We start from the raw sequence: 17,302 nt of genomic DNA, 5'->3' as shown, positions 1-17,302 counted from the left end.
GCCGGCTGGTTGCCGGGGGAGGGTCAGCGTGGTCCCGCCGCGTCGTGGCTGAGGACGAGCACTGCGGCGTCGTCGGCGTGGCCGGTGAAATCGGCCACCTTCATCACCTCGGCGGCCAGTTCGTCGGGATCGGCCCCCGCCGCCTCCCCGACGATCCGGGCCACGCGCTCCAGCCCCACCTCGATCGGGAACGACGGCCCCTCGACCACCCCGTCGGTGACCAGGACGATGGAGCCCGCCTCCGTCAGCCTCCGGCGGGTCACCGGGTACCGGGCCCCGGCGACCGTGCCCAGCGGCGGGCCGCCGGCGTCCTCGGCGATGCCGTACCGGCCGTCGACGGTGGCCCAGACGGTGGGGACGTGGCCGGCGCGGGCCGTCTGGAGCTCCCACGTACGCGGATCGAAGCGGAGCAGGCTGCAGGTCGCGAACAGCTCGCTGTCCATCGAGAGCAGCACGTCATTGGCCTGGCTCAGCACCTCGCCAGGATCGAGGACGACGGCGGACACGGCGCGCAGACACACCCGGACCTGCCCCATGAAGGCGGTGGCCGCCACATCGTGCCCCTGTACGTCGCCGATGGAGAAGGCCAGGGCCCCACCCGCCACCCGGAAGCCGTCGTACCAGTCACCGCCGATGTCGAGGCCGCGCCGGGCGGGCGCGTACCGGGCCGCGACCCTCAGCCCCGGCGTCACGGGCAGGGAGGCGGGCAGCAGCTCGCGCTGCAGGGCCTCGGCCAGCTCCACCCGGGCCTGCTGCAGCTCCGCGCCCTCCCGCGCCTGGGCGGTGAGCCGGCCCAGCATGCTCAGCAGATCCGCGCTGGCGGGCCGGGGAGGCCGGCGCGGGGTCACGGACCGCTCCGGGATACGTCGTCCATGTGCCTCTGCTTCCGCTGCGCGAAAGACCCGGGCTCATCATATTTCGGCTGGGCGCACGGCGCGCAGGCGGCCGGGGAGGCGCCGGAGCCTTGGGGGGTGTCCTGCCGGTCAGGCCGTCGAGAACAGCCGGCCGTAGGCCGTGATGGGGGTGGTCGGGGTGGCCGCCGCGCGCAGGGCCGCCCAGAGGAGCGTCTGGTTCGCGGTCAGGACCGGGCGGCCCAGGGTGGCCTCCAGGGCCGCGATCGCCCCGACGGCGCGGAATCCGTTGCCGCCGATCACGACCGCGTCCGCGGTGTCGGGGACGTGCGAGGCCACCCAGTCGTGCAGGGCCCGCGGCCCGATGAGGGTCTGCCCGCTGGGCAGGCCGCAGGGGGCGGCGTACGGGACCTCGAACCCGGCGTCCTCGTAGTAGCCGCGGCCCAGGTCGCTCAGCGTCTCGTCGAACCACGGCGGGTCCACGAGGGCGAGCCGGCCGACCTCCAGCGCCCGCAGCGCCTCGGCGGTGGCGGCGCAGGTGGCCACCACGGGAAGCCCGTGGGTGCGCTCGCGCAGCCGGTCCAGCATGTACCCCTCCCCGCGCGGGCCGATGACGTAGGCGGAGCTGGTGAAGGCGTAGGCGATCACCGACACGGGGGCGGCCGCCAGCAGCTCGGCGGCATCGTCCACGTGCGGGGGCTCGGCGAAGGCCCGTACGGGGGCGAGCGGAATGGTGGGGTCCATCGCGCCGCCGTGTCCCATCGCGCGGAACGGCACCCGCGCGGCGTGCACGCCCACGTCGGTCGGAGCCATGGCGCGCAGCTCCGACTCGGGGCCGACATCGGCGTGCGGGGTGAGGACGCCGAGGCGGACGCGCACGTCCCACCCGTCGGGCTGCCACATCGCGTGTTCCTCTCGGAGGCCGGGAGATACGGGAGATCTTCCACTGTGTCACCGGTCGGGCCGTGGAGGCGCCCGGCCGCGCCGCCGCGTGCGGGGCCGGGGCGTCCTTCCGGGATATCCACAGGGCCGAGGGGATCCGGGCGGATGTGTCCGAGGAGGTCGCTAGGCTTCTGGGATGACCCCTTCCGAAGCAGCCGTCGAGATCCCCGACGCCCAGCAGGTGCTCCACCGCGTCTTCGGGTACGACTCGTTCCGCGGCGAGCAGCAGCAGATCATCGAGCACGTGGCCGGTGGCGGCGACGCGCTGGTGCTGATGCCCACCGGCGGCGGCAAATCGCTCTGCTACCAGATCCCGGCGCTGGTCAGAGCGGGCACCGGAGTGGTGATCTCCCCACTGATCGCCCTGATGCAGGACCAGGTGGACGCCCTCAACGCGCTCGGAGTGCGGGCCGGGTTCCTCAATTCGACGCAGCTGTCCGACGACCGGCGCGCGGTCGAGCAGGCCTTCCTCGACGGCGAGCTCGACCTGCTCTACCTGGCACCCGAGCGGCTGCGCACCGAAGGGACGCAGCGGCTGCTCGACCGGGGCACGGTCTCGCTCTTCGCCATCGACGAAGCGCACTGCGTCGCCCAGTGGGGCCACGACTTCCGCCCCGACTACCTCGCGCTGTCCATGCTCCACGAGCGCTGGCCGAAGGTGCCCCGGATCGCGCTGACCGCGACGGCCACCGAGGCCACGCACGCAGAGATCGCGGCGCGCCTCGGCCTGGAGGAAGCCCGCCACTTCGTGGCCGGCTTCGACCGGCCGAACATCCAGTACCGGATCGTGGCGAAGAACAACCCGGTCAAGCAGCTGCTGGAGCTGATCCGCACCGAGCACCCCGGCGACGCCGGGGTCGTCTACTGCCTCTCGCGGGCCTCGGTGGAGAAGACGGCGGCCGCCCTCGTCGAGCAGGGCATCGACGCCGTGCCCTACCACGCGGGCATGGACTCCCGGACGCGCGCGGCGAACCAGTCGAAGTTCCTGCGCGAGGACGGGGTCGTGGTGGTCGCCACGATCGCGTTCGGCATGGGCATCGACAAGCCGGACGTGCGCTTCGTGGCCCACCTGGACCTGCCCAAATCGGTCGAGGGCTACTACCAGGAGACCGGCCGTGCCGGCCGCGACGGGGAGCCGGCCACGGCCTGGCTGGCGTACGGGCTCCAGGACGTGGTGCAGCAGCGCAAGATGATCGAGGGCTCCGAGGGCGACGAGGCGCACCGCCGCGCGCTGGCCGGACACCTGGAGGCGATGCTCGCGCTGTGCGAGACGGTCGGCTGCCGCCGGGTACGGCTGCTGGCGTACTTCGGCCAGACCGGCGCGCCGGACTGCGGGAACTGCGACACCTGCCTGACGCCGGCCGAGTCCTGGGACGGGACGGTCCCGGCGCAGAAGCTGCTGTCCACGGTGTGGCGGCTGGCCAAGGAACGGCGTCAGAAGTTCGGCGCCGGCCAGATCATCGACATCCTGCAGGGCAAGAAGACCGCCAAGGTCATCCAGTTCGACCACGACGGGCTCTCGGTGTTCGGCATCGGGGCGGACCTGGGCACGAACGAATGGCGCGGGGTCGTACGGCAGTTGCTGGCGCTCGGACTGCTGGCGGTCGAAGGCGACTACGGCACGCTGGTGCTGACCGAGGCCAGCGGCGAGGTGCTGGGCGGGCGCCGGAGCGTCCCGATGCGCAAGGAGGCGGCGCCGGCGGCCGGTTCCTCCCGCAGGGAGTCCGGCGGATCGCGCTCCGGGAAGGGCGGCCGGGTACCGGTCGACCTGCCGGCGGCCGCCGTGCCGGTGTTCGAGTCACTCCGCGCGTGGCGCGCCGAGACCGCGCGGGAGCAGGGCGTGCCGGCGTACGTCGTCTTCCACGACGCGACGCTGCGGGAGATCGCGACCCAGCTGCCCGGGACGGTCGCGGAGCTGGGCACGATCAGCGGGGTCGGCGAGGCCAAGCTCGCCAAGTACGCCGAGGGCATCCTGCGGACCCTGGGCGGCGCGCAGCCCGAGCCGGGCGCGGGGGACCCGGAGACGTCGACCGGAGCCGCCCCGGCGGCGACCGCCCGCGCGGCGGTCACCCCGGACGCGGCCACACCCGCCACGCCCGCCCCGGCCGCCCGGGCCGTCGCGGTCGCCTCCGCCGCCGTGCCCGCCCAGTCCCCGCCGGCCCCGCGGGCGGAGGAGTCGCTCTTCGGCCCGGAGGACGAGGACATCGACCCGCCCTGGGACGACTGGGAGTAGCAGCCCGGCTGTGGGGCGCCCGGTCCGGGGCCGAGCCGGAGGTATGGCCGGTACCCGGCCGGGGCCCCGCGGCACGGAGCTGCGGCCGGCCCGACTGGGTGCGGTCCACCCTCGGGGAACCGCTGCCGGTCGGCCGCTCGAACGCGTACTTCCACTTGGAGCAGCCCTGTTCGCGGGGGTCCTCGCCGGCCTGGTCCAGTTCCAGCGGGGCGCGCTGGACGGTTGGTGGGGGGCCCTGATCCTCTACATCGTTCTGGTGTGGGTCACCGTGATCCTGCCCTGGCTCCGCCCGAAGCCGGAATCCGTGCCGTCCGCCCCGACACAGCGCCGGGCGGCGAAGGCTCGGATAGGGTGAATCGGTAGGAATCGGGCCCCCTGGGGTGAGGTCGGCGCATTGGACACGTACCAGGAGACGAGCGAGGTACCGGACCAGCCGGTGGCTGCTGTCGGGTACGCGGGCGTACTGAGCGAACTGCTGCCGATCGCCCTGTGGCGGGAGGACGCCGACGGGCTCGTCGTCGAGTGGTCGCTGGCCGCCCAGGACCTGCTGGGCCACCGCCCCGAGGACATCCTCGGCAGGCAGGGCTCCGACGTGCTGGTCCCCGACGCCAACCACGAGCTCGCCGACCAGCTGACCCGCCGGGTCCAGGCCGGGGAGACGGTCGTCGGCACCCTGCCCGTGCGCCACCGTGACGGACACCAGGTCCCGATGGAGATGTGGATCCTGCCCTCACCCGATCCGCAGGGGCGCACCGGTTCCATGCTGATCGCCGTGGAGACCTCCGAGGTCCTGCGGATGCGCGATTCGCTCGCCGCGCTGCAGAGCCTGTTCACCCAGTCGCCGATCGGCCTCGGCACCCTCGGCCCGGACCTGCGCTTCCTGCGCGTCAACGACGCCCTCGCCCGGATGAACGGGGTGTCCGCCGCCGAGCACATCGGCAAACGGCTCACCGAGGTCGTGCCCGGGGTCAATGCCGTCGCGCTCGAACGGCTCATGCGCAAGGTGCTGGAGTGCGGCTCCGCCGTCGTGGACGTCCGGCGCACCGGCCGCACCCCCGCCGACCCCGACCACGACAGGACCTGGTCCTGCTCCTACGCCCCGCTGCTGGACGGCTCCGGGCGGCGGCTCGGCCTGATCGCCTCCCTCATCGACATCACCGACGGGCAGCGCGCCCAGGCGGAGGCGGAGCGGGCGCGCAGCCGGTTCGCCCTGCTCTCCGAGGCCGGTACCCGCATCGGCACCACGCTGGACCTCGGGCAGACGGCCCAGGAGCTCGTGGAGGTGCTGGTACCGCAGCTCGCGGACTCGGCCGACGTACAGCTCCTGGAAGCCGTACTGGATCCGGACGAGGCCGGCGCGTCCACCCGGGGCGTGCTGCGCCGCCTGGCCTCGCTCTTTCCGGACCCGGCGGCGCCCACCTCGAAACTGACCGCCGGGCAGACCTTCCAGATCCCGGCGGGCACCGCCTACGAGCAGGTCATCACCGAGGGCGTGGCGATGAACCTCTTCACCGCCGACATCCCGGCCCTGATCAAGGATCCGCGCGCGGGAGCGCTGCGCGCGTACCTGGCCACTCTCGGCTGCGCCCGCATGGTCCCGCTGGTGGCCCGCGGCCGGGTGCTCGGGGTGGTCGTGGTGACCCGGGTGCGCGGGCGCGAGGTCTTCGACCACGAGGACTGCGTGCTCATCGACGAGGTGGTGGCCCGGGCGGCCCTGAACATCGACAACGCCCGGATGTACACCACCCAGCGCGCGGCGGCCCTGACGCTGCAGCGCAGCCTCACCAACAACGTCCTGCCCGAGGTCGCCGGCCTGGAGCTGACCGGCCGCTACCTGCCGGCCAGCGACCACGACGTCGGCGGGGACTGGTTCGACGTGATCGAACTGCCGGACGGCCGGACCGGCCTGGTGATCGGCGACGTGATGGGCCACGGCATCCACGCGGCCGCGGTCATGGGCCAACTGCGCACAGCGGTACGGACCCTGGCGCGGCATCAGGTGACCCCGGAGCAGATGCTCCGGTCGCTGGACGCCGTGGTGGCCGACCTCGGCGAGGACGAGATGGCCACGTGTGTCTACGCCGTCCACGACCCGGTGACGGGCGCGTGCGTCATCGCCCGCGCCGGCCACCCGCCGCCGGCCGTGGTCACGGCCGCCGGGGCCGTGACCTTCCTGGAGGGCCCGCCGGGAACCCCGCTCGGCACGGGTGGACGGGAGTTCCGCACGGAGGAGGTCCGGCTCGAGCCGGGCAGCCTGCTCGTGCTCTACACGGACGGCCTCATCGAGTCCCGGGACCGGGACCTGGACGAGGGGATGGCAGGGCTGGCGGATGCCCTGAGGAGCGCGGGAGAGCCCCTGGAGGCCCTCTGCGACACGATCCTGGCGCGCCTCCTCCCGGAGGCCCCGCAGGACGACGTGGCGGTGCTGCTGGCCCGGATGCGGTGATTGCCGATCGGCGATCGGTGAGGGCCGATCGTTTGCACTAGAGCGATAATTGCTTGCCTCTAGCGCAAACCGAGATTATCTTTTCTGTCATGCCTGCCAAGTCGCCGTCCCCCATCACGCTCACCGGCCGCCACGTCCGTCTGGAGCCGCTGACCAGGAGCCATCTCCCCGATCTTTACGAGGCCGGCGGCCGCGACGAAGAGGTCTGGCGCTGGCAGGGCGGCCCCGCGCCGCAGACGCAGGAGGAGCTGGGCGCCAGGCTCGACACCGTGCTGGAGGGCGACTACCTCCCCTTCGCCGTCATCCACCTCGCGAGCGGCCAGGCCGTCGGCTGGACCACGTACCTCGACATCAGCCCGGCCGACGAACGCCTGGAGATCGGCTGGACCTGGTACGGGCGCGCGTACTGGCGCAGCGCCGTCAACACCGAGTCGAAGCTGCTCCTGCTCACCCACGCCTTCGAGGACCTCGGCATGGGCAGGGTCCAGCTCAAGACGGACCACCTCAACACCCGCTCCCAGGCCGCGATCGCCCGCCTCGGAGCGCAGCGCGAAGGCGTCCTGCGCCGCCACCGCCTGCGCCCGGACGGCACCTGGCGCGACAGCGTGTACTTCTCCCTGCTGGCCGACGAATGGCCCGAGGCCAAGGCCCGCCTGTCCGCCCGGCTCTAGAGCGTGCGTCACCGCCCTCCGGCTACCAGGCCAGGTCCTCCAGGGCCTCCAGGTCCACGACGGCCGGGGGCGGCGGCTCGGCCGCGCCCGTCAGCGGGAGCTCCGCCCAGATCACCTTGCCGCGGTCCGTGTACCGGGTGCCCCAGCGCTCCGCGTACTGGGCGACGAGGAACAGGCCGCGCCCGCCCTCGTCGGTCGTGGCCGCGTAGCGCAGGTGCGGTGAGGTGCTGCTGCCGTCGGAGATCTCGCAGATCAGGGTGCGGTCGCGGAGCAGCCGGACCCGGATCGGCGGGGTGCCGTAGCGGATGGCGTTGGTGATCAGCTCGCTGAGGATGAGCTCGGCGGTGAAGGTGACGTCCCCGAGGCCCCACGCGGTGAGCTGCGCGGAGCCCGCGCGGCGGACCCGGGACACGTCCGAGGGGTCCGGGAGCACCTCCCACTCCGCGATCTGCTCGGCCGGGAGCCGCCGGGTGTCGGCGATGAGCAGGGCGATGTCATCGCTCGGCGCCGGGAACAGCAGCGCGGCCAGGACGTCGGAACAGGCCTGGTCGGGGCTGCGGTCCGGCCGGGACAGGGCCGCGGTCAGCAGGCCGAGGCCGGTGTCGAAGTCCCGGTCGCGGTCCTCCAGCAGCCCGTCGGTGAACAGCACGAGCCGGCTCGCCTCGGGCAACTGCAGCTCCACGGCCTCGAAGGGCATCCCGCCGACGCCCAGGGGCAGCCCGATCGGGAGCTCGGGGTACTCCACCTCCCCGTCGGGCCCGACCAGGGCCGGGCCGGGGTGGCCGGCGCTGGCCATGGCGCAGTGGCCGGACACCGGGTCGTACACCGCGTACAGGCAGGTGGCGCCGGTGACGCTCGAGGACTCGCCCTCCCCGGCATCCTCGTCGGCCGAGGACTCGTCCTGGTCGATCCGGTCGATCAGCTCGTCGAGGTGGCCCAGCAGCTCGTCGGGCGGCATGTCGAGCGTGGAGAAGTTGTGCACGGCGGTCCGCAGCCGGCCCATGGTGGCGGCGGCGTGCACCCCGTGCCCCACCACGTCGCCGACGACCAGCGCGACCCGAGCCCCGGCGAGCGGGATCACGTCGAACCAGTCCCCGCCCACCCCCGCCTTCGCGGGCAGGTACCGGAATGCGACGTCCACGGCGCTCAGGTCGGGCAGCACCCGCGGCAGCAGGCTGCGCTGGAGGGTCACCGCCACCGCGTGCTCGCGCGTGAAGCGGCGGGCGTTGTCGATGGAGACCGCGGCTCGCGCCGCCAGCTCCTCGGCGAAGGACAGGTCCTCCTCGTCGAAGGGCTCGGGGGTGTCGGCCCGCCAGAAGTTGGCCATGCCGAGGACCACCCCGCGGGCCTGGAGCGGTACGGAGATCAGCGAGTGCAGTCCGTAGTCCAGGGCCACCCTGGTGCCGTCGTGGTCCTGGGCCCGCCAGCCGAAGGCGGAGTTCAGATCGGCCGCGAGGACCGCCCGCCCGGCGTCCAGGGCCGCCGACATCGGCGCGGTCGCCACCACGAAGCGGATGACGTCGCCCACCGGCTGGAGCGGGGAATCCACGCGGACCCCGGTCATGGCGGCCCGGCGCATCTCGGTGTGCGTGCCACCGCCGGGCTCCTCGCCGCGCAGCACGGGCTCCAGCAGCTCGACGGTGACGAAGTCCGCGAACCGCGGGACCGCGACCTCGGAGAGCTCCTCGGCGGTGCGGACCACGTCCAGGGTGGTCCCGATGCGCACGCCGGCGTCGTAGAGCAGCTGGAGGCGGTCGCGGGCGACCGCGGCCCGGCCGGAGAGCGCGGCGAGCTCGGTGGAGTCGCGCAGGGTGGTCACGGTGCCGGACGGGCGGCCCCCGTAGGGCTTGGTCGGGCGTACGTTCACGGCGAGGAGCCGGTCGCCCGCACGGTGGACCTCGTCGGTGGCGGCCCGCCCGGAGGTCAGCAGCGCGGCCGTGGGCGGATCGAGGCCGAGCTCGCCCACGTGCCGCAGCTCGGCGTCGGCGGGCAGGTCGAGGAGGCGGCGGGCCTCGTCGTTGGCGAGCAGCAGCCGGCCCTCGGCGTCGATGATCAGGACGCCCTCGCGGACGGCGTGCAGAACCGCTTCGTGGTGTTCGTTCATCCGGGTCATCTCGGCCTCGCCGAGGCCCCGGGTCTGGCGCCGCAGCCGGCGGCTGACGAGGGCGGCGCCGCCGGTGCCCAGGAGCAGGGCGCCGGTGGCCGCGCCGAGGAGCAGGGGCAGCTGGCCCTCGACCACGTCGCCGACGTTCTCGACCTCGATGCCGGTGGCGACCAGGCCGACCACCGTGCCCGCGGAGTCCCGTACGGGGACCACGGCGCGGACCACGTCGCTGGGCTTTCCCTGGAACGTCTCGGTGAAGGCCTGTCCGGCCGCGGCGCGGGAGAGGTCGCCGGTGGCGCGCCGGCCGATGAGCTCGGGGCGGGAGTCGGTGTACCGGATCCCGTCGGATGTCATGACGGCGATGAAATCGACGCCCGAGGCCCGGCGGGCGCCCTCGGCCAGCGGCTGGAGCACGGCGGTCGGGTCGGCGGACTCCAGGGCCGCGGGGAGGCCGGGGGCGTGCGCGAAGGACTCGGCGGCGGCGAGGGAGCGGTTGCGGGCGTCGCGCTGGCTGTCGTACCGGGCCTGGAAGAACAGGGCCGAGGCGGCGGCCGTGATCAGCACAAGGACGAGGACGGCCTGGAGGGCGAAGACCTGGCCGGCGACGCTGCGGGCGCCGAGCGAGAGGTGGGCGAACAGCCGGGAGAACGGGCGGGTGAGGCGGTGTGCGAGGCGGCGCGCGCGACTGCGGCCGGGCCCGTGTGCGGGGCCGATTCCGGGTTCGTGTCCGGGCCCGATTCCGGGTGGGGACCCGTCCTCGGACGGGGGCCTGTCCTCGGGCGCTCCTTCGGAGCCCCTGGGTGGGCCAAAACGTCCGGTCATGAGCCATTTCTAACACTGTCGGCGGGGTTTGGGGGAGGCCCCGGGGGTCCTGGTGCGGTAGCGGCCGCACGGTACGCGCGGGGGCTCGTGCCGACGTACGAGGTGAAGTGCTGGCGGAAGGTGACCTCGCTGGCGAATCCGGCCCGCCGGGCCACCTCGGTGACCGGATGATCGGTGCGCTCCAGCAGTTTGCGGGCTTCGTCCAGACGGTGGCCCAGGAGCCATTTGTGCGGGGTGGTGCCGGTCGACGCGGCGAAGTGCCGGGCGAAGGACCGCGGGGACATCCCGGCCCACCGGGCCAGGGTGGCCACGTCCAGCGCCTCGTGCAGCCGCCCGAGCGCCCGCTCCCGTACGAGGGCCAGCGCCTCGGCGGTACGGTCGGCGACCGGGGTCGGGCGGTCCAGGTACTGGGCGTGTTCGCCGGTGCGGAACGGGCCGGTCACCATCGAGCGGGCGATGGCGGCGGCCGCCTCGGAGCCGTGGGCCTCGCGGACCAAGTGCAGGCAGAGGTCGATCCCGGAGGCGACCCCGGCGGAGGTCCACAGCCCGTCGTCCCCGACGTAGAGCGGGGCCTCCTCGACGCGCACGGCGGGGTACCGCCCGGCCAGCGCCGGGGCCAGCGACCAGTGGGTCACGGCCCGGCGGCCGGCCAGCAGCCCGGCCTCGGCGAGGATGAAGGCGCCCGCGCACAGGGCGGCCACCGGGATGCCCCGGGCGTGGGTGTCCCGCAGGACGGCGAGGACCGGCTCGGGCGTCGGGTCACAGGGCCGGTCCAGCGCGGGAACCACGACGAGGTCGGCGCCGGCGAGCCAGTCGAGCCCGCGGTCCGGGGTCAGGGTCAGCCCTCCGGGGAGCGGGATCGGGCCGGTGTCGAGGGCGCACCGGCGCAGCTCGAAGGGGGGTACTCCGTTGTGGCCGCGGTCATGCCCCCAGACCTCGGTGATGACGGCCAGGTCGAAAGCGCGGATGCCGGGCTGAACGACGATCGCAACGCGGTGCATGGCCGTGAGTCTGCCACGGAGGCCGTGCCGAAGGGGAGGGCCGAGCCCCCGGCGGATGCCGCCGCGAGGCCCCCGACCTGGGGCGGAGCCGGACTTCGGGCCGCTCCGGGCCCGGTTCTGCCACGATGGCAGGATCTCATCGGTTCGCGGGCCGGGTGGTACTGGTTCGAGGGGGAGGGGCCGCCCAGGATGAGGGCATGACGAACGAGAGCACGACCACGACGACTCAGACGACCACGACCACGACCACGACCACGACCGACATCGAGCTCGCCGCGAACAGTGCCCTGCTGGTGATCGACGTCCAACAGGGCTTCGACGACTCCGACTTCTGGGGGCCGCGCAACAACCCGGCCGCCGAGGAGAACATCGCCGCGCTGATGGACGCCTGGCAGGAGACCGGCCGTCCTCTCGTTCTCGTGCAGCACGCTTCCCGCATGGCCGGCTCCGTCCTCTCGCCGGACCAGCCCGGGTACGCCTTCAAGGACTTCGTCGCCGAGCGGGCCGGCCGGGCCGCGCTGCACGTCACCAAGTCCGTGAACTCTTCCTTCTACGGCACCCCGGACCTCGCCGACTGGCTCACCGCCCAGGGCGTCGGACAGCTCGTCGTCGCTGGGATCCAGACGAACATGTGCGTCGAGACCACGGCCCGGATGGCCGGGAACCTGGGCTACGAGGTCCTCGTGCCGCTCGACGCCACGCACACCTTCGACCTGGCCGCCGAACCCGGCCCGGACGCACCCCGGCTGACGGCCGACCAGCTCGCCACCGCCACCGCGGTCAACCTCCAGGGCGGCGGCTTCGCCCGGATCGTCACCACCGCCCACCTCCTCGCGGCGGCGAAGGCGTAGCGCACTTCCCGTTCGGGAGCGTGGGGTGGGGACACCCCCCCCGCACACGCCGACGGCCCGGACCCCCTGTCAGGGGATCCGGGCCGTCGGACAGGGCGGACGCCTCGTCAGAGGACGTCGGCCGCGATGCTCTCCGCCACCCGCTCCAGCAGCGGCCCCGCGTTCGGGATGCTCACCGCCGGGTCCGGCTCGAGGTCCGTGAGCGGGTAGGCCCGCTGGATGCCGGCGGCCTGGAGGGCCTCCTGCGTGAGCAGCAGGCGGCCGCAGACCGCGACGACCGGCTTGCCCGCCGCGCGAGCCGCCGCCGCGACACCGGCCGGAGCCTTGCCGTGGAGGGTCTGCTCGTCCAGCGAACCCTCACCGGTGATGACCAGAGTGGCCCGCTCCAGCGCCGGCGCGAAGCCGAGCACCTCGAGCATCAGCTCGATGCCGGGGCGGAACGAGGCACCGAGCAGCAGGGCCCCGTAGCCGATGCCGCCCGCTCCGCCCGCGCCGGGCGAAACCGCCGCCTCGGCGGCCAGGGAGCCGATCGACTTCTCCAGGACCACCGCGAAGTGCGCCAGCGCCGCGTCCAGCGTCGCCACGTCCTCGGGCGACGCCCCCTTCTGCGGGCCGTAGACCGCCGGAGCGCCCTTCGGACCCGTCAGAGGGTTGTCCACGTCGCTCGCCAGGACGAAGTCGATCTCCTTGATGCGCGGGTCGATGCCCGACAGGTCGGCCGAGGCCAGCCCGGCCAGCGCGCCGCCCCCCGGACCGACCGGTTCACCGTTCGCATCCAGGAACACCGCGCCCAGCGCGGCCAGCATGCCCGCACCGCCGTCGGTGGTGGCGCTGCCGCCCACACCGAAGACGATCGAGCGCGCTCCCGCGTCGAGTGCGGCCTTCAGCAGCTCGCCGGAGCCGTAGGTGGTCGCCGTCAGCGGGGCGAAGACACCCGCCGGCAGCAGCTGGAGCCCGGAGGCCTCCGCCATCTCGACCACCGCGGTGCCCTCGCGCAGGGCGAAAGCGGCCGTGACCTGGTCACCGAGCGGTCCGGTGACCCGTACCTCCCGGCGTTCGAAACCGGCCGCCACAGCGGCCGCGACCGTACCGTCGCCGCCGTCCGCGACGGGGAGGGTCTCGATCTCCACGCCCGGTACGGCCTTGCGAAGGCCGGCCGTCACCCGCTCCGCGACCTGAACGGCCGTGAGCGAGCCCTTGAATTTGTCCGCGGCGATGAGCACGCGCGCGGTCTCAGTTACTGCTCCGTCCGTCACCTTGCTAATCCCTTGCTATCGAACAGTGCAGTCGCGCCACCCCTGAGCCTATCCGGAGGATCCTCCTATGCCCATGCGTGGCCTGGGCCACACACGGCGCGGCATACCCCTAAATAGGGATATAGGCCCGCATAGTGTGGCCGCATGAGCACGGATTCACTGGAACAGCCACGTCCGGATTCCCCAGGTGGCGGGTCCGCAGGACCTGGCGACGGCACTGGCGGCGCCGGCGGTACGGACGGCACTCCCGACCGGACCGTCGTCGCCATCGGAGTGATCTCCGTCCTGGCCGTGGTCGCCTGGGCGGCCCTCGGGAAGAGTTCCTTCGACTCGGCGTCGAGCAGCGCGCTGGCCTGGGTGCTCAGCAACTTCGCGTGGCTCTTCGTGATCGCCGCCGACGTGTTCCTCGTCATGTGCGTCGTGCTCGCGATCAGCCGCTTCGGCCGGATCCGCCTCGGCAGGGACGACTCGGAGCCGGAGTTCACGAACCTCGCGTGGATCGCGATGATGTTCAGCGCGGGCATGGGGATCGGGCTCATGTTCTACGGAGTGGGCGAGCCGCTCACCCACTACCTGAATCCGCCCCCGGCCTCCGGCGCGGCCCCCGGCACCGGTGACGCCGCCCGCGCCGCGCTCGACTACTCCTTCTTCCACTGGACCCTCACCCCCTGGGCGATCTACGGCATCGCCGGCCTCGCCCTCGCCTACGCGACCTTCCGCAAGGGCCGCGGCAACCGCCTCAGCTCCGCCTTCGTCCCCCTCATGGGCGAGGAGCGGGCCAACGGCCGGCCCGGCAAGGCCATCGACCTGCTGGCCGTCTTCGCGACCGTCTTCGGCACCGCCACCAGCCTCGGCCTCGGCGCCCTCCAGGTCGCCAAGGGACTCAACATCACCACGGGGATCGAGGACTCGACCACGGTCGAGCTGATCATCATCGGCTCCCTCTCCGCCGCCTTCGTGCTCTCCGCCTTCTCCGGGCTGCACAAGGGCGTCAAATGGCTCAGCACGATCAACATCGTGCTCGCCGCGGCCCTGATGACCTTCGTCTTCGTCCTCGGCCCGACCGTCTACATCCTTGACGTGATCCCGGCGAGCATCGGCAGCTACCTGCACGAGCTGCTCCCGATGGCCACCCGCACCGGCGCCTTCACCGACAGCGAGTGGCTCGGCGCGTGGACGATCTTCTACTGGGCGTGGTGGCTCTCCTGGGCGCCCTTCGTCGGCACCTTCATCGCCCGCATCTCGCGCGGCCGCACCATCCGCGAGTTCCTCGTCGGCGTGCTCCTGGTGCCCAGCGGCGCCACCGTCGTCTGGTTCTGCATCATGGGCGGCACCGCGATCCGCCTCGACTCCACCGGCGTCGCCGACATGGCAGCCAAGGCCAAGGAGGGCACCGAGGCCTCGCTCTTCGCGATGCTCGACGCGCTCCCGCTCGGCACGGTCACCTCGTGGATCGCCATGCTCCTGGTGATGACGTACTTCGTCACCAGCGCCGACTCCGCCTCCCTCGTCATGGGCTCCCTCACCAGCCGCGGCTCCCTGAACCCGCCGACCTGGCTCGTGGTCACCTGGGGCGTGCTGATGGCCTCCGTGGCCGCCGTACTCCTCGTCGCGGGCGGCCTGAAGTCCCTCCAGACGGCCACCATCCTGGTCGCGCTGCCGTTCGTGGTCGTGATGCTGCTCCTGTGCTGGGCCCTGGTGAAGGAGCTGCGCGAGGACCCGGGTGCGGGCCCCGTCCGCCACCACGCCCTCCACGGCCTCCGGGACGCGGTCAAGGCCATGGTCGGCGACGCCATCACCGAACAGGGCCCGGCCCGCCACCCCCGCCTGCGCCGCGTGGCGGAGTCGAGGAACCGCGACCGGGAGGACGGGCCGCCGGGCGGCACCGGAGAAGAGTGATCCCCGGCCACCCGGGGCGGCTGGGTAGGGTTGCGGCGTGACCACCACCGATGATTACGCCACCTACATCTCGAGCCTGCCCCGGGTGCTGGCCGGAGCGGCCGCCCTCTTCCGGGACGCCGAGGGCCGGGTGCTCCTCGTCGAGCCCAATTACCGGGAGGGCTGGGCGCTGCCGGGCGGCACCATCGAGTCGGACACGGGGGAGTCCCCGCGCACGGCCGCCCGCCGGGAGAGCGCCGAGGAGATCGGCATCGACGTGCCGCTCGGCCGGCTGCTCGCCGTCGACTGGTCGCTCGGCGCGGGCCGGCCCCCGCTCGTCGCGTACCTCTACGACGGCGGCGTGCTCGACGCCGAGCAGCTCGCGTCCATCAAGCTCCAGGAAGAGGAGCTGATCTCGTGGCGGCTGGTGGAACCGGCCGAGCTGACGGACCATCTGCTCGGATCCCTGGGCCTGCGCACCATGGAGGCGTGCCGGGTCCTGCGCACCGGCGAGGGCACCGTGGAGCTGGAGAACGGCCGCAGGTCGCAGGCCTCGTAGCCCCTTCCGCTCGTTATTCCGTGCCTACACCGAGCAGGACAGAATTCAGCAAATGATCACGATGTACGCCTGGCCCAGCACCGCCGACGGGCCCGACGCCCTGCCCATGGTCCACTTCACCACCGACCAGCAGGAGAGCGGCGAGGTCACTCCCGACGGGGTGCCGGTCTGGATGTTCGACACCGCGATCCGCGACGGCGGTTGGGCCCAGTTCACCGACTTCGAGGCCTGGTCCGCGCCGGCCGAGGGCTGGCAAGCCTTCTACCGCCGCGAGGACGACGTCCTCGCCGTCACCGGCCCCGGCGCCTGCGAGGGCTGGTACCAGGGCGGCCTCGGCGCCGACGCCGACTGGGTCGGGGCGGCCGCCGCCCAGCAGAGCGTGGTCCTGCTCGCGGCCCCCGTCCAGCACCCGTCCCTGTACGCCTACGCGGTCGAGGCCGGCGCCGCCTTCGCACTGCTGGTCCCGCTGGTGGTCATCTAGCCGTGAGTTCCCTCCCCGCCGACCCGACGGTGCTCCACCCGTTTCCCGACCAGCCGCGCGTGGTCCTGCTGAAGCCGCTGGTCACCTCGCCGCTGATCGAGGTGGGGGAGTACTCCTACTACGACGACCCGGACGACCCCACCGCGTTCGAGACCCGCAACGTGCTCTACCACTACGGGCCGGAGAAGCTGGTCATCGGGAAGTTCTGCGCGCTGGGCACCGGGGTCCGGTTCCTCATGAACGGCGCCAACCACCGCATGGACGGTCCCTCCACGTTCCCGTTCCCCATCATGGGCGGGTCCTGGGCCGACCACTTCGACCTGCTCGCCGGCCTGCCCGGCCGGGGCGACACGGTCGTCGGCAACGACGTCTGGTTCGGCTACAACGCGATGGTCATGCCCGGGGTGCGCATCGGGCACGGCGCGATCATCGCCGCCGGCGCCGTGGTCGTGGACGACGTCCCCGACTACGGGATCGTCGGCGGCAACCCGGCCACCCTCATCCGCACCCGCCACACCGACGAGGAGATCGCCCGCCTGCTCGCCCTCGCCTGGTGGGACTGGCCGGTGGAGCACCTCACCCGGCACGTTCGTGCCGTCATGTCCGGCACCGTCGCCGACCTCGAAGCGATCGCACCGCCGGTCGGCTGAGTCCTAGAGCTCCTAGAGCTCCTAGAGCTGCTCGGCTCCGGACTCGAAGGTCAGCAGGCGCACCTTGCGGTCGATGCCGCCGCCGTAGCCGGTCATGGAGCCGGACGCCCCGATCACGCGGTGGCACGGCACGATGATGCCGACCGGGTTCTTCCCGTTGGCCAGCCCCACCGCGCGCGAGGCGTTCGGCTTGCCGAGCTTGGCGGCCAGTTCCCCGTACGACCAGGTCTGCCCGTAGGGGATCCGTACGAGCTGCTCCCACACGCTGCGCTGGAACTCGGTGCCCTCCAGCCGGACCGGCAGGTCGAACTCGGTGAGCTCCCCGGCGAAGTACGCGGTCAGCTGCCGCACGACCTCCGGGAAGGGGGCCTCCCCGGCCGCGACGCGCTCCCCGAAGGCCTCCTCGGCCGGACGGTGGCGCTGCCCGGTCATGTAGAGGCCGCAGAGGACCCCGTCGGCGGCGACGAGGGTGAGCGGCCCGTAGGGGCTGTCCACGACGGTGTGCTGGCGGGTGCTGCTCGTGCTGCTGCTCATGATGGCTCTCCTCGGAAGTCGGT

14 protein-coding genes are annotated in these 17,302 nt (G+C 73.1%); 8 read left to right on the top strand and 6 right to left on the bottom strand.

Annotation, left to right across the window (positions count from 1 at the left end; translation table 11 throughout):
- Positions 1-23: 23 nt before the first annotated feature.
- Together ACFVX6_RS03840 and ACFVX6_RS03835 are read right to left on the bottom strand one after the other, a co-directional pair.
- On the bottom strand, positions 24-848 hold the full coding sequence (locus ACFVX6_RS03840; RefSeq protein ID WP_389687612.1) for a PP2C family protein-serine/threonine phosphatase: 825 nt from the start codon (positions 846-848) through the stop codon (positions 24-26).
- Between the two features lie 135 nt (positions 849-983).
- Entirely contained in the window at positions 984-1,754 is a 771-nt protein-coding gene (locus ACFVX6_RS03835) for a maleate cis-trans isomerase (RefSeq protein ID WP_389687610.1), read from the bottom strand.
- Positions 1,755-1,929: 175 nt separating this feature from the next.
- On the opposite strand from ACFVX6_RS03835, the gene recQ reads away from it, so the two are divergent.
- The 3 genes from recQ to ACFVX6_RS03820 all read left to right on the top strand — a co-directional run bounded on the left by recQ (position 1,930) and on the right by ACFVX6_RS03820 (position 7,143).
- A complete protein-coding gene (gene recQ, locus ACFVX6_RS03830; RefSeq protein WP_389687608.1) occupies positions 1,930-4,026 on the top strand; it encodes a DNA helicase RecQ in 2,097 nt (698 codons plus the stop codon).
- Positions 4,027-4,420: 394 nt separating this feature from the next.
- On the top strand, positions 4,421-6,472 hold the full coding sequence (locus ACFVX6_RS03825; protein WP_389687606.1) for a SpoIIE family protein phosphatase: 2,052 nt from the start codon (positions 4,421-4,423) through the stop codon (positions 6,470-6,472).
- Between the two features lie 89 nt (positions 6,473-6,561).
- Positions 6,562-7,143, top strand: coding sequence for a GNAT family N-acetyltransferase (locus ACFVX6_RS03820; RefSeq protein WP_389687604.1), 582 nt, complete (start codon positions 6,562-6,564; stop codon positions 7,141-7,143).
- A 22-nt stretch (positions 7,144-7,165) separates the two neighbouring features.
- Here ACFVX6_RS03820 and ACFVX6_RS03815 read toward each other — a convergent pair whose 3' ends face one another.
- Both ACFVX6_RS03815 and ACFVX6_RS03810 read right to left on the bottom strand, forming a co-directional pair.
- Entirely contained in the window at positions 7,166-10,069 is a 2,904-nt protein-coding gene (locus ACFVX6_RS03815) for a SpoIIE family protein phosphatase (protein ID WP_389687602.1), read from the bottom strand.
- Positions 10,066-11,070 carry a GlxA family transcriptional regulator gene (locus tag ACFVX6_RS03810; protein WP_389687600.1) on the bottom strand — a complete coding sequence of 335 codons (1,005 nt, stop codon included), beginning with the start codon at positions 11,068-11,070 and terminating at the stop codon, positions 10,066-10,068. The genes ACFVX6_RS03815 and ACFVX6_RS03810 overlap by 4 nt, the downstream gene beginning before the upstream one ends.
- A 263-nt stretch (positions 11,071-11,333) precedes the next feature.
- Between ACFVX6_RS03810 and ACFVX6_RS03805 the strand changes: the two genes are divergently transcribed.
- A complete protein-coding gene (locus ACFVX6_RS03805) occupies positions 11,334-11,921 on the top strand; it encodes a cysteine hydrolase family protein (RefSeq protein ID WP_389687750.1) in 588 nt (195 codons plus the stop codon).
- Between the two features lie 107 nt (positions 11,922-12,028).
- On the opposite strand, the gene ACFVX6_RS03800 is transcribed toward ACFVX6_RS03805, so the two are convergent.
- Positions 12,029-13,177, bottom strand: coding sequence for a glycerate kinase (locus ACFVX6_RS03800; RefSeq protein WP_388497414.1), 1,149 nt, complete (start codon positions 13,175-13,177; stop codon positions 12,029-12,031).
- A gap of 144 nt (positions 13,178-13,321) precedes the next feature.
- Here ACFVX6_RS03800 and ACFVX6_RS03795 point away from each other — a divergent pair, with 144 nt between their 5' ends.
- From ACFVX6_RS03795 to ACFVX6_RS03780, 4 genes are read left to right on the top strand one after another with little or no spacing between them, the layout of a single operon-like run.
- Positions 13,322-15,076 (top strand): BCCT family transporter, encoded by a 1,755-nt coding sequence (locus tag ACFVX6_RS03795; protein WP_389687598.1) that lies wholly within the window; start codon positions 13,322-13,324, stop codon positions 15,074-15,076.
- A gap of 37 nt (positions 15,077-15,113) precedes the next feature.
- Entirely contained in the window at positions 15,114-15,614 is a 501-nt protein-coding gene (locus ACFVX6_RS03790) for an NUDIX domain-containing protein (protein WP_389687596.1), read from the top strand.
- Between the two features lie 52 nt (positions 15,615-15,666).
- Entirely contained in the window at positions 15,667-16,095 is a 429-nt protein-coding gene (locus ACFVX6_RS03785; protein WP_389687594.1) for a hypothetical protein, read from the top strand.
- Positions 16,096-16,097: 2 nt separating this feature from the next.
- Entirely contained in the window at positions 16,098-16,745 is a 648-nt protein-coding gene (locus tag ACFVX6_RS03780) for a CatB-related O-acetyltransferase (RefSeq protein ID WP_389687592.1), read from the top strand.
- 21 nt (positions 16,746-16,766) lie between these two features.
- Here the strand turns inward: ACFVX6_RS03780 and ACFVX6_RS03775 are convergent, their stop codons facing one another.
- Positions 16,767-17,279 (bottom strand): methylated-DNA--[protein]-cysteine S-methyltransferase, encoded by a 513-nt coding sequence (locus ACFVX6_RS03775; protein WP_389687590.1) that lies wholly within the window; start codon positions 17,277-17,279, stop codon positions 16,767-16,769.
- Between the last annotated feature and the right edge of the window lie 23 nt (positions 17,280-17,302).

Origin of the sequence: Streptomyces sp. NPDC058289 (genome assembly GCF_042880975.1) — a bacterium.
In the GTDB taxonomy this organism is placed as follows: domain Bacteria; phylum Actinomycetota; class Actinomycetes; order Streptomycetales; family Streptomycetaceae; genus Streptomyces; species Streptomyces stoeckheimensis.
This window is presented reverse-complemented; position numbering and strand designations above follow the sequence as displayed.

Coding starts and splice junctions, on each gene's coding strand:
- ACFVX6_RS03820 (WP_389687604.1), top strand. CDS start 6,562: ATGCCTGCCAAGTCGCCGTCCCCCATCACGCTCACCGGCCGCCACGTC.
- ACFVX6_RS03835 (WP_389687610.1), bottom strand. CDS start 1,754: ATGTGGCAGCCCGACGGGTGGGACGTGCGCGTCCGCCTCGGCGTCCTC.
- ACFVX6_RS03815 (WP_389687602.1), bottom strand. CDS start 10,069: ATGACCGGACGTTTTGGCCCACCCAGGGGCTCCGAAGGAGCGCCCGAG.
- ACFVX6_RS03775 (WP_389687590.1), bottom strand. CDS start 17,279: ATGAGCAGCAGCACGAGCAGCACCCGCCAGCACACCGTCGTGGACAGC.
- ACFVX6_RS03795 (WP_389687598.1), top strand. CDS start 13,322: ATGAGCACGGATTCACTGGAACAGCCACGTCCGGATTCCCCAGGTGGC.
- recQ (WP_389687608.1), top strand. CDS start 1,930: ATGACCCCTTCCGAAGCAGCCGTCGAGATCCCCGACGCCCAGCAGGTG.
- ACFVX6_RS03810 (WP_389687600.1), bottom strand. CDS start 11,070: ATGCACCGCGTTGCGATCGTCGTTCAGCCCGGCATCCGCGCTTTCGAC.
- ACFVX6_RS03785 (WP_389687594.1), top strand. CDS start 15,667: ATGATCACGATGTACGCCTGGCCCAGCACCGCCGACGGGCCCGACGCC.